Annotated in this window: 15 protein-coding genes; 4 read left to right on the top strand and 11 right to left on the bottom strand. The window is 62.2% G+C overall.

Annotation, left to right across the window (positions count from 1 at the left end):
- Positions 1-144: 144 nt before the first annotated feature.
- The 3 genes from rnhA to ispH are packed head-to-tail and all read right to left on the bottom strand — an operon-like array spanning position 145 to position 2,542.
- Positions 145-594, bottom strand: coding sequence for a ribonuclease HI (gene rnhA / locus AB8A23_RS08115; RefSeq protein WP_089267674.1), 450 nt, complete (start codon positions 592-594; stop codon positions 145-147).
- Positions 591-1,571: a homoserine kinase gene (locus tag AB8A23_RS08110; protein ID WP_093757449.1), complete on the bottom strand. Its 981-nt coding sequence runs from the start codon at positions 1,569-1,571 to the stop codon at positions 591-593. Before AB8A23_RS08110 ends, rnhA begins: the two co-directional genes overlap by 4 nt.
- Positions 1,572-1,576: 5 nt before the next feature.
- Positions 1,577-2,542, bottom strand: a complete 966-nt coding sequence (gene ispH, locus AB8A23_RS08105; RefSeq protein WP_089267676.1) for a 4-hydroxy-3-methylbut-2-enyl diphosphate reductase — start codon at positions 2,540-2,542, stop codon at positions 1,577-1,579.
- 245 nt (positions 2,543-2,787) lie between these two features.
- Between ispH and AB8A23_RS08100 the strand changes: the two genes are divergently transcribed.
- The gene (locus AB8A23_RS08100; protein ID WP_089267677.1) at positions 2,788-3,483 is read left to right on the top strand and encodes a DUF1013 domain-containing protein; all 696 of its coding nucleotides are present in this window, start codon (positions 2,788-2,790) and stop codon (positions 3,481-3,483) included.
- A gap of 98 nt (positions 3,484-3,581) precedes the next feature.
- On the opposite strand, the gene AB8A23_RS08095 is transcribed toward AB8A23_RS08100, so the two are convergent.
- On the bottom strand, positions 3,582-4,172 hold the full coding sequence (locus AB8A23_RS08095; RefSeq protein WP_439059952.1) for an SMI1/KNR4 family protein: 591 nt from the start codon (positions 4,170-4,172) through the stop codon (positions 3,582-3,584).
- Positions 4,173-4,338: 166 nt separating this feature from the next.
- On the opposite strand from AB8A23_RS08095, the gene AB8A23_RS08090 reads away from it, so the two are divergent.
- Positions 4,339-4,668 (top strand): potassium channel family protein, encoded by a 330-nt coding sequence (locus tag AB8A23_RS08090; RefSeq protein ID WP_093757451.1) that lies wholly within the window; start codon positions 4,339-4,341, stop codon positions 4,666-4,668.
- 11 nt (positions 4,669-4,679) lie between these two features.
- On the opposite strand, the gene AB8A23_RS08085 is transcribed toward AB8A23_RS08090, so the two are convergent.
- From AB8A23_RS08085 to AB8A23_RS08055, 7 genes are all read right to left on the bottom strand, one after another.
- Positions 4,680-4,898 (bottom strand): alkylphosphonate utilization protein, encoded by a 219-nt coding sequence (locus tag AB8A23_RS08085; protein ID WP_011665834.1) that lies wholly within the window; start codon positions 4,896-4,898, stop codon positions 4,680-4,682.
- 245 nt (positions 4,899-5,143) lie between these two features.
- Positions 5,144-5,836, bottom strand: coding sequence for an OmpW/AlkL family protein (locus AB8A23_RS08080; protein WP_231078987.1), 693 nt, complete (start codon positions 5,834-5,836; stop codon positions 5,144-5,146).
- Between the two features lie 180 nt (positions 5,837-6,016).
- Positions 6,017-6,283: a hypothetical protein gene (locus AB8A23_RS08075; protein ID WP_089267682.1), complete on the bottom strand. Its 267-nt coding sequence runs from the start codon at positions 6,281-6,283 to the stop codon at positions 6,017-6,019.
- 149 nt (positions 6,284-6,432) lie between these two features.
- On the bottom strand, positions 6,433-8,343 hold the full coding sequence (locus AB8A23_RS08070; RefSeq protein ID WP_120287326.1) for a propionyl-CoA synthetase: 1,911 nt from the start codon (positions 8,341-8,343) through the stop codon (positions 6,433-6,435).
- A 65-nt stretch (positions 8,344-8,408) separates the two neighbouring features.
- On the bottom strand, positions 8,409-8,942 hold the full coding sequence (locus tag AB8A23_RS08065) for a tetratricopeptide repeat protein (RefSeq protein WP_120287327.1): 534 nt from the start codon (positions 8,940-8,942) through the stop codon (positions 8,409-8,411).
- A 3-nt stretch (positions 8,943-8,945) separates the two neighbouring features.
- On the bottom strand, positions 8,946-9,947 hold the full coding sequence (locus AB8A23_RS08060; RefSeq protein ID WP_439059953.1) for a tetratricopeptide repeat protein: 1,002 nt from the start codon (positions 9,945-9,947) through the stop codon (positions 8,946-8,948).
- 29 nt (positions 9,948-9,976) lie between these two features.
- On the bottom strand, positions 9,977-10,918 hold the full coding sequence (locus tag AB8A23_RS08055) for a TAXI family TRAP transporter solute-binding subunit (RefSeq protein ID WP_439059954.1): 942 nt from the start codon (positions 10,916-10,918) through the stop codon (positions 9,977-9,979).
- Between the two features lie 206 nt (positions 10,919-11,124).
- On the opposite strand from AB8A23_RS08055, the gene AB8A23_RS08050 reads away from it, so the two are divergent.
- Positions 11,125-13,140, top strand: a complete 2,016-nt coding sequence (locus tag AB8A23_RS08050; RefSeq protein ID WP_093757458.1) for a TRAP transporter permease — start codon at positions 11,125-11,127, stop codon at positions 13,138-13,140.
- Between the two features lie 86 nt (positions 13,141-13,226).
- Entirely contained in the window at positions 13,227-14,183 is a 957-nt protein-coding gene (locus tag AB8A23_RS08045) for a TAXI family TRAP transporter solute-binding subunit (protein WP_439059955.1), read from the top strand.
- The last annotated feature ends 14 nt before the right edge of the window (positions 14,184-14,197 follow it).

The raw sequence follows: 14,197 nt of genomic DNA, 5'->3' as shown, positions 1-14,197 counted from the left end.
TCATGGCCGGGCAGCGCGAAGCGAACCTTCGCTAGATGTCCCGGCCATCCACGTCTTCGCCGCGGGCCAAGACGTGGATACCCGGCATTCGCCGGGCATGACGGCAGAGTTTGGTGTGCAGTCAGCGCAAAATGCCGCCCGCTTCTACCGCCCGCGGTTCTCCGCCAGCCCGTCCCGCGACAGCTGATCGGCACGCTCATTCTCCGCATGGCCGGCATGGCCCTTGACCCAGTGCCAGCGCACGTCATGGGTCTTCAGCGCAGCATCGAGCCGCTGCCACAGGTCGACATTCTTCACCGGCTTCTTGTCCGACGTCTTCCAGCCGTTTTTCTTCCAGCCGTGAATCCAGCTCATGATGCCGTTGCGCAGATACTGGCTGTCGGTGTGCAGATCCACCGAACACGGCTTTTTCAACGCTTCCAGCGCCGAGATCGCCGCCATCAGCTCCATGCGGTTGTTGGTGGTGTGGGCCTCGCCGCCCTTCAATTCCTTCTCAGCATCGCCGAAACGAAGGATAGCGCCCCAGCCACCGGGGCCGGGATTTCCCGAGCAGGCGCCGTCCGTATAGATCGTCACAGGCGTCGCAGTGGTCACGCGGGCTGCCTCGCCGCTTCGACGCCGTAGTCGGCCATCGACGTCACCGACTGGTGGAAGCGCAGCTTGCGGACATACTCGACCGGATCCTTCGGCTTCACGAAGGCGCCTTCCGGCACATTGAGGAAATCCACGAGACGCGTGAGCAAGAAACGGATCGACGCGCCGCGTGCCAGCAGCGGAAACGCCGCGCGCTCGGCACTGGTCAACGGACGCACCGCCTCATAGGCATTGAGGAAAGCGCGCGCCTTGGTGGCATTGAACGACAGATCCGGCTCGAAGCACCAGGCGTTCAGGCAGATCGCCACGTCGTAGGCCAGCATGTCATTGCAGGCGAACGGGAAGTCGATCAGGCCGGAGAGCTTGTCGCCAAGAAAGAACACGTTGTCCGGAAACAGATCCGCATGGATCACGCCTTCCGGCAGACCGGTCGGCCAATGCGCGGCAAGATAGTCGAGTTCGGTCTGCAGGAAAGCGCGCAGCCCGGGCTGAACCGTATCGGCGCGCGGTGCCGCGAGTGCGAGCAAACCGCGCCAGCCATCGACCGACAGGTTGTTCTTGCGCACCAGCGGGAAATCGCGCCCGGCGACATGCATCCTCGCCAGCGCCTCGCCGACACCAGCGCAATGCATCGCGTTGGGACGGCGCGGCCACATGCCTTCGAGAAAGTTGATAATCGCGGCGGGCCGACCGGCGAGCGATGCATAGACCGCACCGTCGCGATTCTTCTGCGGCTGCGGGCAATTCACGCCGCGCGCGCAGAGATGCGCCATCAGACCGAGGAAGTAAGGCAGGTCGTCCGCCTCGACGCGCTTCTCATAGAGCGTGAGGATATACGCGCCCTTGGAGGTGTGCATCAGGAAGTTGGAATTCTCGACGCCTTCGGCGATGCCCTTGTAGGAGAGCAATTCGCCGACATCGTAGCTCTTCAGGAAGTCCGCGAGATCATCGGCGGCAACATCGGTATAGACCGCCATCGCGGTTACGCCGCGGCCTCGGGACGCAGCGAACGCGGCAGCGGGAAGAATTCGTTTTCTTCAGCAGCCGACACCGTTTCCACATGCAGTTCATAACGCTGCGCGAATGCATCCATGATTTCTTCGACGATCACTTCCGGTGCCGAGGCGCCCGCCGTGATGCCGAGGCTGGTGATGCCTTCGAACATGCTCCAGTCGAGATCGCTGGCGCGCTGCGCCAGCACCGAAACCCTGCAGCCCTCGCGCTCGGCCACTTCGCGTAGACGCTGCGAGTTCGACGAGTTCGGCGCGCCGACAACGATCAGCGCATCGACCACCGGCGCCACCTTCTTCACGGCAAGCTGGCGATTGGTGGTGGCGTAGCAGATGTCTTCCTTGTGCGGCCCGTTGATCGTGGGGAAGCGGCTCTTCAGCACTTCGACGATCTCGGCGGTGTCGTCGATCGACAGCGTCGTCTGGGTCACGAAAGCGAGATTGTTCGGATCCTTCGGCTGGAAGGTCTGGGCGTCTCCAGCGGTCTCGATGAGCTGCACAGCGCCTGGCGGCAGCTGGCCGACGGTGCCGACCACTTCCGGGTGATGCGAATGCCCGATCAGCAGGATCTCACGGCCGCGCTTGAAGTGGATCGCCGCCTCGCGGTGTACCTTGGTGACCAGCGGGCAGGTCGCGTCCAGCGAGAAGAAATTGCGCTGACGGGCATCCTCGGGAACCGATTTCGGCACGCCATGGGCGGAAAATACTACCGGCGCGGAAGTATTGTCCGGGATTTCGGCGAGTTCCTCGACGAAGATCGCGCCCTTGGTCTTCAGACTGTCCACCACATACTTGTTATGGACGATCTCGTGGCGGACATAGACCGGCGCGCCATGGATGGCGAGTGCGCGTTCGACCGTATCGATCGCCCGGACGACGCCTGCGCAGAAGCCGCGCGGCGAACAAAGAACGATTTTCAGGGACGGTTTGGTCGTCATATCGGGGCGATCCAGGGGCCTGGGCACCAAAATGGCAGGTGCGATGGGTCAGATTGGCAAAATTCAGCCAAAGAGCTTGTCTGAATAAGGACTTGGGGCCGGTTTGCGGCGCTGTCAAGGCCGAACTGCCGGGCATTGCGCGGTTGCCCTCTGACAGATTATATAGAGCCTTAATTCCCGTCATCACCGATGACCAGACGGCTTCGCCTCCGAAAGAGGTGGGCGAAGCGCAAAGGAGATGTGCCATGAGCAATGCCCCGCTGATGCCAAAGGCGACGGCCGTGTGGCTGGTCGACAATACGGCGCTGACCTTCGATCAGGTCGCCGATTTCACCAAGATGCACCCGCTCGAGATCCGCGCCATTGCCGACGGCGACGCCGCCCAGGGCATCAAGGGCATGGACCCGATTTCCAACGGGCAGCTGACCCGCGACGAGATCGAAAAGGGCGAGAAGGACAAGAATTATCGGCTCAAGCTCGAAGAGAGCAAGGTGATCCTGCCGCCAGCTGCCAAGAAGAAGGGCCCGCGCTACACCCCGGTGTCGCGCCGTCATGAGCGCCCGAGCGCGATCCTGTGGCTAGTGCGTAACCATGCCGAGCTGAAAGACAGCCAGATCATGCGGCTGGTCGGCACCACCAAGACCACCATCGCCTCGATCCGCGACCGCACCCACTGGAATGCCTCGACCCTGACCCCGATGGATCCGGTGACCCTCGGCCTGTGCTCGCAGATCGAACTCGATTTCGAAGTGCAGCGCGCGGCCAAGGAAAAGCCGACCGACCAGGCTTACGGCGGCGCGACCCTGCTGCCCGCGTCGGAAACCACCCGCAAGGACGAGCTCGAGACCGCCGAGAGCGGCAGCGGCGACCTCAATGTCGACGCCGTGTTCGCCAAGCTGAAGGGCATCGGCGGCAGCAAGAAGCAGGACGACGACGAATAAGCGCCTGCGCTGCGCGCAGATGCGCGGCGGCAAGGACAGAATTGAAAACGCGGCGGTTCATCCCGCCGCGTTTTTGTTTCAGGTGATGCGCCGCCCGCTTACGCCAGCGGGCGACGGATGCTGACATTGATGCTGCCGTCATCGTCATATGCCACCAGCTTGCCGATGAAATTCGAGAACGACGTGGCGAGTTCGATGAAGCAGCCCTGTCTGTCGATCATGTAAGCGAGGACGTCGTCGGCATTCTCCAGGTTCACGCCTGCATCAGCCAGTTCGCTGATGTCCGGGATGACCTCGTGATCGACGAAGTAGATCTTGCCCTTCGCCTTACCCTTGTAGATTTCGACGATCGGATCGCCGCCGTGACTTTCCGCCACCGGATAGCAGAACGCACGAAACGCTTGGTCCCAGAGATCGGCTTTGGCCAGGAATACCCCTATGTCGTTATATTCGAAGCCGGTATCGAGGCCGTGCAGATAGCGAATTGAATCGAATGTCTCGACGCCATCAGCCAGCGGGCTGGCTGTGTCGAGATCGAAATAGAAGCCGTTATTCGCTTTCAGAAACGCCGTATAATCGGATGAGAATTCGATACCCTGCTCGGCGGCAAAAGCTGCAATCGCCTTCTCCGTCACCGGCTTGAATGTCATCGCATCGGGATAGTCTTCGAACCTGAACTCGTTCGCCATCATGTACTCCGCTTATGCGTAAAGGATCCCGCCTGAGCGGTGCCTCCCTTGGTGCTGCAGAGGTAAGGCAAGGTTCATGGTTGCGCCCGACGCATAATCTTCACTTTCCAAACGCCATCGAATCCTGCGACATCGCGCATGGACGGCAACGCATGGAGTGGCGACGATGGCATCTCTCTGGCTTGGTCTGATGCGCTTGCTGGCCGGCTTCCGCCGCGGTCTGCGCGATCCGGAATTTCGCGCGATCCTGTTTCTGCTGGCCATCGCCATGACCGGCGGCGCCGTGTTCTTTCACGCCGTGGAAGGCTGGCCGTGGATCGACGCCGCCTATTTCAGCGCGATGGCGCTCACCACCGTCGGCGACGCCACGCTGTCGCCAACCACCGCCATCGCCAAGATCTTCACAATGCTGTTCTCGATCTGCGGCATCGGACTGATGCTGGCATTCCTGTCGCGGCTATCGACGTTCCGAGAGCATGAGGAAGGCCGGGAGTGATATCGTAGCCGTCACGCCTTCTTCAGAAATTCCGTGCGCAGCACCAGGCCTTTCACCTTGTCGGTGCGGCCTTCGATCTCGTCTTCATTATCGGTGAGATGGATGTTCTTGATCACGGTGCCGCGCTTGAGCACGGTGGACGAGCCTTTCAGCTTGAGGTCCTTGATCAGCGTGACGGTATCGCCTTCGGCGAGCAGCGCGCCGTTCGAATCCCTGACCTTGATATCCATGATGTTGTCCTTTTTCTTCCCTTCTCCCCTTGTGGGAGAAGGTGGCGCGGACGAAGTCCGTGCCGGATGAGGGGTGAGACGGAGCTCTGCAGCCCCCTCACCCGTCTCGAACCCGATACGCGGGATTCGATCCACCCTCTCTCACAAGGGGAGAGGGGAAGCAAGGCGGCGTCACTACGCAATGCGGCAACACGACAATGCGCAGCACGAGTTTGCACCGATGCTGCGCATTTCTTTCAGCCGGATCAGAACTTGTAGGTGATACCCGTGCCGACCAGCCACGGGTCGAGCTTGACCTGACCGGTGATCGCCGCGCCGCTGGCCAGCGTGCCTTCCCAATCCGGGCGCATCCACATCTTTTTCACATCGACATTCCAGCCCCAATGCTTGTCGATCATGTAATCGAAGCCGAACTGCAGCACCGGCGCCGCGGTGTCTTTCAAACGGCTGTTGATCACGCCCACGCCGCTGGCACTCTGGCTGAAGAACCAGGTGTAGTTCACGCCAGCGCCGATATAGGGCTTGAAGGCGCCGAACTGCGTGAAGTGATATTGGAAGGTCAGCGTCGGCGGCAGCAGCCACGCCTTGCCGACGTCGAGGCCGGCAATGGCGCCGTCACCGGTGACGTGGTGCTTGGTGACACCAAGGATCAGTTCGGCTGCGAGGTTCGGCGTGAAGAAATACGAGATGTCGAGTTCGGGAACGACCTGATCGGAGGTCTTCAGGCTGGAGCCCGGCACCTGGTGAACCGTACCACCATTCTCCGGAATGACGCCGAGCACGCGCAGACGGATCATCCAGGGATTCCACGCTTCAACCACCGGCGCCTTGGTGTACGGCGTCGCCGCCGGAAGATCGGCGGCGTCCGCCGTTGTCGCCATGCTGGTCATCGCCGTTGCTGCCATCAGCAACGACATGGTCGTCAAGATTCTCTTCATCGCCAAGCGCCCTGTCTTTCGATTCGTTCGGGGTGAACGATCTCACCCGATCAGATCCGAAAGACGCTCGCCGCGGCGCTCACACGTTGATCTCAATCAAAAGCAAACGACCGCACAGCGTCTCGCTGCGCGGTCGTTGCCTTTGGGAGACACAGTGTTGCGGAATATCAATCCGCGGCGTTACGGCCGGCTTGGATTGTTCAGCATGTACTCGCCGAGATTGCGCTGCGCGCGGTCGGCGCGATTGATGGCATTGCTGCGCTGAACGTCGCGGTCCTTGCGGCAGGCCGCATATTCCGGCGAACCGACAGCGACACCATTAGCGCGGCAGATCGCGTCATCGTCATCGCCGAGGCTCGACATGGGAATGTCGGTGCGGCGCGCGCAGGCGCTGAGCAGCGTCGCGGCCAGCGTCAGCGCGATGAGAGAGGTCGAGGTCAGTCGCATGCATGGTTCCGTTACTTGATCTTCTCTGTCATTGCCGGGCTTGACCCGGCAATCCAGCTTTGCCGTTTGAAAGGAAGATGGATGCCCGGGTCAAGCCCGGGCATGACGTGAGAGTGTTTAGCGCGAAATGCGGGATTTGTAAGGTCTGCTTAGACCCTGCCCTTCAACGCCGCGCCGATTTCGTCCAGCGACTTCGGATCCTCGATGGTCGCGGGCATGGTCCAGCTGTCGCCGTCCGCGATCTTCTTGATGGTGCCGCGCAGGATTTTGCCCGAACGCGTCTTCGGCAGCCGGCCGACAGCGATGGCGAGCTTGAACGCCGCGACGGGGCCGAGCTTTTCGCGCACCAGCGCGACCACTTCCTTCTCGATGTCAGCAACCGGCCGCTCAACGCCGGCCTTCAGCACCAGGAAGCCGCAGGGCACCTCGCCCTTGATGGTATCCTTGATCCCCAGCACGGCGCATTCGGCGACGTCCGGATGCGAGGCCAGAATCTCTTCCATGCCGCCGGTGGAGAGGCGATGGCCGGCGACATTGATGATGTCGTCGGTGCGGCCCATCACATAGACATAGCCATCGTCATCCAGATAGCCGGCATCGGAAGTTTTGTAGTAGCCGGGAAACTCGTTGAAATAGGCTTCCTTGCAGCGCTCGTCCTGCTCCCACAATGTCGGCAGACAGGCCGGCGGCATCGGCAGCTTGATGACGATGGAGCCCATGGTGCCGGCGGGTACCGGCTTCGCAGCTTCGTCCACCACCTCGACCTTGTAGCCGGGCATCGGCACCGTCGGCGAGCCGTGCTTCACCGGGAGCTGGCCAAGGCCCACCGGATTGCCGGCGATGCACCAGCCGGTCTCGGTCTGCCACCAGTGATCGATCACCGGCACCTTCAACTGCTTCTCGGCCCAGTCCACCGTCGGCGGATCGGCGCGCTCACCGGCCAGGAACAGCGTGCGGAAATGCGAGAGATCATATTTGCGAATGAAACTGCCGTCCGGATCGTCCTTGCGGATGGCGCGGAAGGCGGTCGGCGCCGTGAAGAAAGCAACGGCCTTGTGTTCGGAGATGACGCGCCAGAACGCGCCGGCATCCGGCGTGCCGACCGGCTTGCCTTCATACATGATCGACGTCGCGCCATGGAACAGCGGCGCATAGACGATATAGCTATGGCCGACCACCCAGCCGATGTCGGAGCCGCACCACCAGACTTCGCCCGGCTTCACGCCGTAGAGATTCCACATCGACCAGGCGAGCGCGACGGCATGACCGCCATTGTCGCGCACCACGCCCTTCGGTTTGCCGGTCGTGCCGGACGTATAGAGGATATAGAGCGGATCGGTCGCCAGCACTGGCACGCAATCCGCGGACTTCTTCGCCGCCATCGCCTTGCTGCGCAATTCGGCCCAGTCATGATCGCGGCCGGCCACCAGGTCGCAGCCATGCTGCGGGCGCTGCAGGATGATGCAGGCATCGGGCTTCGCGCTGGCGAGCGCGATCGCTTCATCCAGCAGCGGCTTGTATTGCACGATGCGGCCGGGCTCGATGCCGCAGCTCGCGGACAGGATCAGCCTCGGCCTCGCATCGTCGATGCGTGTCGCGAGTTCCTTCGCCGCGAAGCCACCGAACACCACCGAATGCACCGCGCCGATGCGCGCGCAGGCGAGCATGGCGACCACAGCCTCAGGTACCATCGGCATATAGAGGATGACGCGATCGCCCTTGCCGACGCCAAGGTCCTGCAGGATGGCGCCGAGCACCTGCACCTCATGCAGCAGCTGTGCATAGGTGATTTTCCGGACCTCACCCGTCAGCGGTGAGTCGTGAATCAGCGCGACCTGATCGGCGCGGCCACCGGCGACATGGCGATCCAGCGCGTTGTAGCAGGTGTTCAGCACGCCGCCGACAAACCAGCGGCCGTAGAGACCCACGGACGGATCGAACACCTTCTTCGCTGGCGCAATCCAGTCGATCGCCTTCGCGGCTTCGCTCCAGAAGCCTTCCGGATCGGACAGCGACTGCGCGTGGACGTCGTGATAGCGGCTGGATGCGTTGGTTGTCATGGCGTCTCTCCCGCCCCAGCTTTACCGCCGGGTTCATTGCACACTGATTGTCACGGGATCGCCGGCTATTTCAAGGGTGCCTTTGGTTGTGGCTTGACCGACATCTCCACGCCGATCCGCTCGATTTCCTGCGCCAGCGCCTTGTAATTGGCGCGCGCGACGTCGAGTTGCGGATCGAGCTTGATCGCCGCACCGAAATCGCGGACTGCGCGCGGCCGATCGCCCTTCTTGCGCCAGAGTTCGCCGCGCGCATTGAACAGAACGGCCTGCGTCGGATCGAGTCGCAGCGCCGCATCGTAATCGGCGATGGCACGATCGGTCTCATCCTTGCGGGTGTAGACACCGGCGCGCGCAATCAACGCTTTCAGCCGGTCGGCCCGCTCGGTCTTTTCGTTGTCGATCAGCGTGCTGCAAACTGCGAGAATCTTCTCGTCATCACCTGACGCAACAGCCGCCACGCACAGTGCGGGATCGACGTGCGCGGTGGCTGCCGGCTCGTTGACCGCTGGCGATGCCCTGTCGGGAGCCACGCAACATAATACGAGCAGGACGCCGATAACGCGCAATACGCTGCCCACATATGAATTGCGAAAAGTCATTGTCTATCGGGTGCTCGCATCGGCGGATGGATGCAATCCAATTGCCGGCTTGCGCGCCGCCACCCGATATTTCTCAAGCTGCTTGCGATGTCGCAAAGCGATATCCAGCGTTGAATCGATCTGAACGGCTGCGTCGAAATCGGCCAGAGCGCGCGCAGGGTCGCCCTTGTCGCGCCAGGCGACGCCGCGATTGTTATAGGCCATCGCCAGCTCCGGCTGAAGCTGCAGCGCCGTCGTGTAGTCGGTGATGGCGCGATCATATGCGCCGCTGAGACTGAAGGAGTTTCCGCGATTCACGAAGTAGCTAGCCTTCGGCTCCAGCCGGATCGCCGCGTCGAAATCCGCAATCGCGCGGCCATAGGCATTGTTGCGCGCATAGGACTGACCGCGCGCATCGTAATGTTCCGCGGTCGGCTCCAGGCGAATGATGTCGCTCTGGTCGTCGATCACCAGATCGAAGCGCTTGACCTTGGCATAGGCGGCCGCGCGATCGATGAGACCCTGCACCCGCGTCGGATCGAGCCGGACCGCTTCATTGTAATCGCGAACGGCCAATCGATTTTCGTGCATCGATGCGAAGGTCGCGGCGCGGCTCGCAAATAATTGGGCCTCGTTCGGCCGCAGCTTGATCGCGCGGTCGAAGTCATCAAGCGCACGGTCGAACTTCTTGCCGGCCGCAAGCGCCTTGCCGCGGGCTTCGAGCGCTGCGGCCGAGAGGGGATCGAGCTGAACTGCCAGATCACCATCCGCAATGGCTAGGTCGACCTGTTCCAGCCTGAGTTGCAGCCCGGCGCGCACGATCAGGGCATGAACGCGGTCCGGCGGTGCCGCCGTCGAGCCGATCACCAGGGCGCAGATGCCGAGCATCTGCTCGGGCGGCAAGGTGTCGTCATTCGCGCAGGTGGCAGCGGCCTCGGCCGTACCCTGCGCTCGGACGGCCGCATGGGGCAGCGATGGCGCCGCAAGAGCGGCACACAGAACCAACGTCCGAAACGAATGACCCATGAAAGCCCCAGCAAGCCAGCCGGACCACTCTACCTGATCAGGCCCCGCTCCCGATAGTAGCGCAACGCGCCGGGATGCAGCGGCACCGGGTTTTTGCTCACGGCGCTCGCCAGCCGGATCTCGTGGCCAGCGCGGTGCGCGATGGCGAGTTCGTCGAGGCCGCCGAACAAGCGCTTCGTCATCTGATAGACGAGTTCATCCGGCACGGCATTACTCGTCACCAGATAGTTCATCACCGATGCCGTCGGCACGGATTTGTCCTGACTGACATAGGTCCGGGCTGGAATCCGGTCCGGCTTGAACGGCACGCCGATCTTTCTGACCAGCGCGGGCGGCACTGGCACGATGACGATATCCGTGGCCTCGCTGAGTTCCCTGATCGATGTCACGCCGAGACCCGCAGACTGCAGCGTGGCATCGAGCTTCTTCTCGATCATCATCGTGGTGGATTCGGCAAAGGAGAAATACCTGATCTCGCCGAGATTCTCATAGCGCAGCCCCGCAGCGCCCAGAATGGCGCGGGCGTTCAACTCGGTGCCCGATCTCCGCTCGCCAACCGAGAGGCTCCGGCCCTTGAGATCGCTCAGCGTCCTGATGCCGCTCTCTTTGGTGGCAACAATCTGGATGTAATTCGGATAGAGCGCGCCGATCACCCGCAGCCGGTCCTGCTTGCCATCGAAGCCCGCCGTGGCATTGCCGGCCCAGGCGTCCTGCAGCGCGTCACCGAGCGCAAAACCCACCTGCCCGGTGCCTTGCTGCAGCCGCGAGAGGTTCTCGACCGAACCATCGGTTGTCTGCACCTGAACTTTCGCGCCGGGAATATCCGCATAGATCATCGCGATCGAGACGCCGAGCGGAAAATAGATGCCGGACGTATTGCCAGTCAGCAGCGTGATCGACGGCTCGGCGCGTGCCGCTGCGCTGCACATGACGACTACAGTCGTCATGGCCGCTATCAGACGCTTCCTCATACTCATTTTATTCCTGTCGTTCAGGCCGCGAAGGTGAACCGCAGCCCTCATGCGGTCAACGGCGTCGCAATAGCGAACGCCGTTGCCGCGACGAAAGTTTCACCGGTAAGCCCTTGCGCCAGCCGGGTAAAACGGCATGAATGCGCCGCACTCAGAATAATAAGGCCGGCAAAGCCGGCTGCGGGAAATATCCCGGGGGATGAAACATGGCTGACCAGAAATCAAACACGAGCGATGACACCGTTGCCATCTCCGACGAGGCTTTGGCAAAGGCTGAAGCCTTCATCGAAGCCGATGAAGGCGCAACAAATCGCCTGTTGGGCTGGGCCGGAACGATCTCCACCGGCATCGCCGTGGTGATGAGCCTGTTTCATCTCTATGCCGCCTACGCGATCGTGCCGACGCAGGAACTGCGTTACGTCCACGTCGCCTTCACGCTGATCCTCAGCTTCCTGCTATTCCCCGTCGCTGCGCGCTTCCGCAACCGCGTGCGCTGGTGGGACATCGTGCCGGGCATCGTCGCCATCGGCACCATTGCCTATGCGCTGTGGGGCGGCGACGATTTCACCGACCGCGCTACGCTGCCGGATCATATGGATGTCATCGTCGGCATCGTCTTCATCGTGCTGCTGCTGGAAGCGACGCGCCGTACCACGGGCCTGATCATGCCGGTCGTGTCCGTGTTCTTCATCGCCTATGCGATGCTCGGCCCGCATCTGCCGGCGCCATGGACCCATCGCGGCTATGACCTGCCGCGCCTCGTCGGCCATCTCTTCATCACGCTGGAGGGCATCTTCGGCGTCGCGGTCGACGTGTCGGCCACGCTGATCATCTTGTTCACGATCTATGGCGCGTTCCTGTCGATGTCCGGCGCCGGCAAATTCTTCATCGATTTCTCGCTATCGTTGATGGGAAACAAGTCGAACGCCGCGGGCCGCACCGTGGTGCTGTCCTCGTTCCTGCTCGGCGGCCCATCCGGCTCGGGCGTCGCCACCACGGTGATGATCGGCACCGTCGCCGCCCCGATGCTGGCCAAGGCCGGTTTTGAGAAGAACGCTGCCGGCGGCCTGCTGGCTGCAGGCGGTCTCGGCGCGATCCTGTCGCCGCCGGTGCTCGGCGCCGCCGCGTTCCTGATCGCTGAATTCCTCAAGATCAGCTATCTCGACGTGATCTGGATGGCGACCATCCCGACCTGTCTCTACTACCTGTCGCTGCTGATCATGGTGGAGATCGACGCCAAGCGGTTCGGCGCCCACAATGTCAATGTCAGGCCTGAGCTCAGCCTCGGCGTGATGATGAAGCGTTACGGGTTCCACTTCATTTCCCTGCTCGCCGTCGTCGTCTTCATGATCATCGGCTACTCGCCGTCACTGTCGGTGTTTTACGCCACGCTCGTCACCTTCGTGCTCAGTTTCCTGCGCAAGGACACCGCGCTGGTGCCGAAGAAACTGGTGAAGGCACTGGCCGACGGCTCGATCGGCGCGCTCAATGCCGCCACCACCTGCGCTTGCGCCGGCATCGTGGTCGGCGTCGTCACGCTCACCGGCCTCGGCCTGAAATTCTCGTCGATCGTGATTTCCTATGCGGGCGGCAGCTTGCTGCTGACGGCGATCTATACGGCGCTGATCGTCTGGATCATCGGCCTCGCGGTGCCGGTCACCGCGTCCTACATCATCTGCGCGGTGATCGCCGCGCCCGCACTGATCAAGCTCGGCGTGCCCGACTACGCCGCACACATGTTCATCTTCTATTACGCCGTGCTCTCGGAAGTCTCCCCGCCCACCGCACTGTCGCCCTTCGCGGCGGCGGCGATCACCGGCGGCGATCCCTACAAGACCACGCTGCAGTCGTGGAAATACACGCTGCCGGCCTTCCTGGTGCCATTCGTCTTCGTCTGCGACCCGCAGGGCGTCGGCCTGCTGCTGAACATTCCGAAGGGCGGCTCGTGGGTGGACATCGTCGAGATTACCTTCAAGACCACGCTGGGACTGCTGGCGCTTGCCGCCGTCGCGCAGAACTGGGCACTGCGACAAAATACACCGATCGAGCGCGGCCTGCTTCTGCTATCGGGATTACTGCTGGTGTTCCCGAGCCTGATCGAGGCGATCATCGAATCGATCATCGGTCGCGACATCAGCTACACATTCGTGCCCGGCCTCATCATCGGCCTCGGCGTGCTGCTCTGGCAGGCAAGGACGAGGACGCAACCGGCACCGGCATGACCAACGACAGAAACGAATAACGTCAAGTTATCGCACGACGCGGACGCCGCAGATAAGCGGCGCCGCCGACTTCAGGGAGTGACGCGATGAGATGGACAGCTTTCAGCCTTGCACTGCTCGGCATCGCCTGCGCGGCGACCGGCGCTTCTGCGGAAGACAAGACCATCGCCATTGCCACCGGCGGGACCGGCGGCATCTTCTATCCGCTCGGCGGCGGTCTCGCGAACCTGTTGTCGAAGAAACTGCCGCATACCCAGGCCACCGGCGAAGTCACCGGCGGCAGCGTCGACAATATCAAGCTCCTGGAGACTGGTCAGGCCGATCTCGGTTTCATGACCGGCGACGTCGCGTCCGATGCTGTGAAGGGCGAGAACAAGTTCAAGAAGCCCGTTCCGCTGCGCACCATCGTCGCCGTCTATTCCAGCCCGGTGCATGTGGTGACCATCGCCGGCACCGGCATCGAGAAATTTGCCGATCTGAAAGGCAAGCGCATTTCCGGCGGTGCGCCGGGCAGCGCCACCGAGGCGCAGACCTTCCGCCTGCTCGAAGCCGCGGGCCTCGACAAGGACAAGGACGTCAAGCGCGAACGTCTGTCGGTCGCGGAATCCGCGTCCGCGCTCAAGGATCGCAAGATTGATGCCTTCTTCTGGGGCGGCGGCGTGCCGACCGCCGCCGTCGTTGACCTTGCCGCAACGCCCGGTGTCACCATCAAGCTGATCGACATCGATTACCTGTTAGAGCCGATCGTGAAAAAGTATGGCCAGATCTTCGCACCCAGCGTGATCAAGGCCGGCAGCTATCCGGGCCAGACCACCGACAGCCGTGGCTTCGCCGCCTGGAATCAGATCATGGCCACCGACAAGATGTCGGACGACACGGCCTATGCGATCACAAAGACGATCTTCGAGAACAAGGCCGATCTCGTCGCCGTCCATAAAGAGGCGGAGAACATCAATCTCGCCACGCAGACACCAGCGCAGTCGCCGGCGCCCTATCACCCCGGCACGCTGAAATATCTCAAGGAAGTCGGCGCGGTGAAATAGTCACCGCGACATCA

The organism is Tardiphaga sp. 619_E2_N8_4 (assembly GCF_051810905.1).
Classification (GTDB): Bacteria; Pseudomonadota; Alphaproteobacteria; order Rhizobiales; family Xanthobacteraceae; genus Tardiphaga; species Tardiphaga robiniae.
This window is presented reverse-complemented; position numbering and strand designations above follow the sequence as displayed.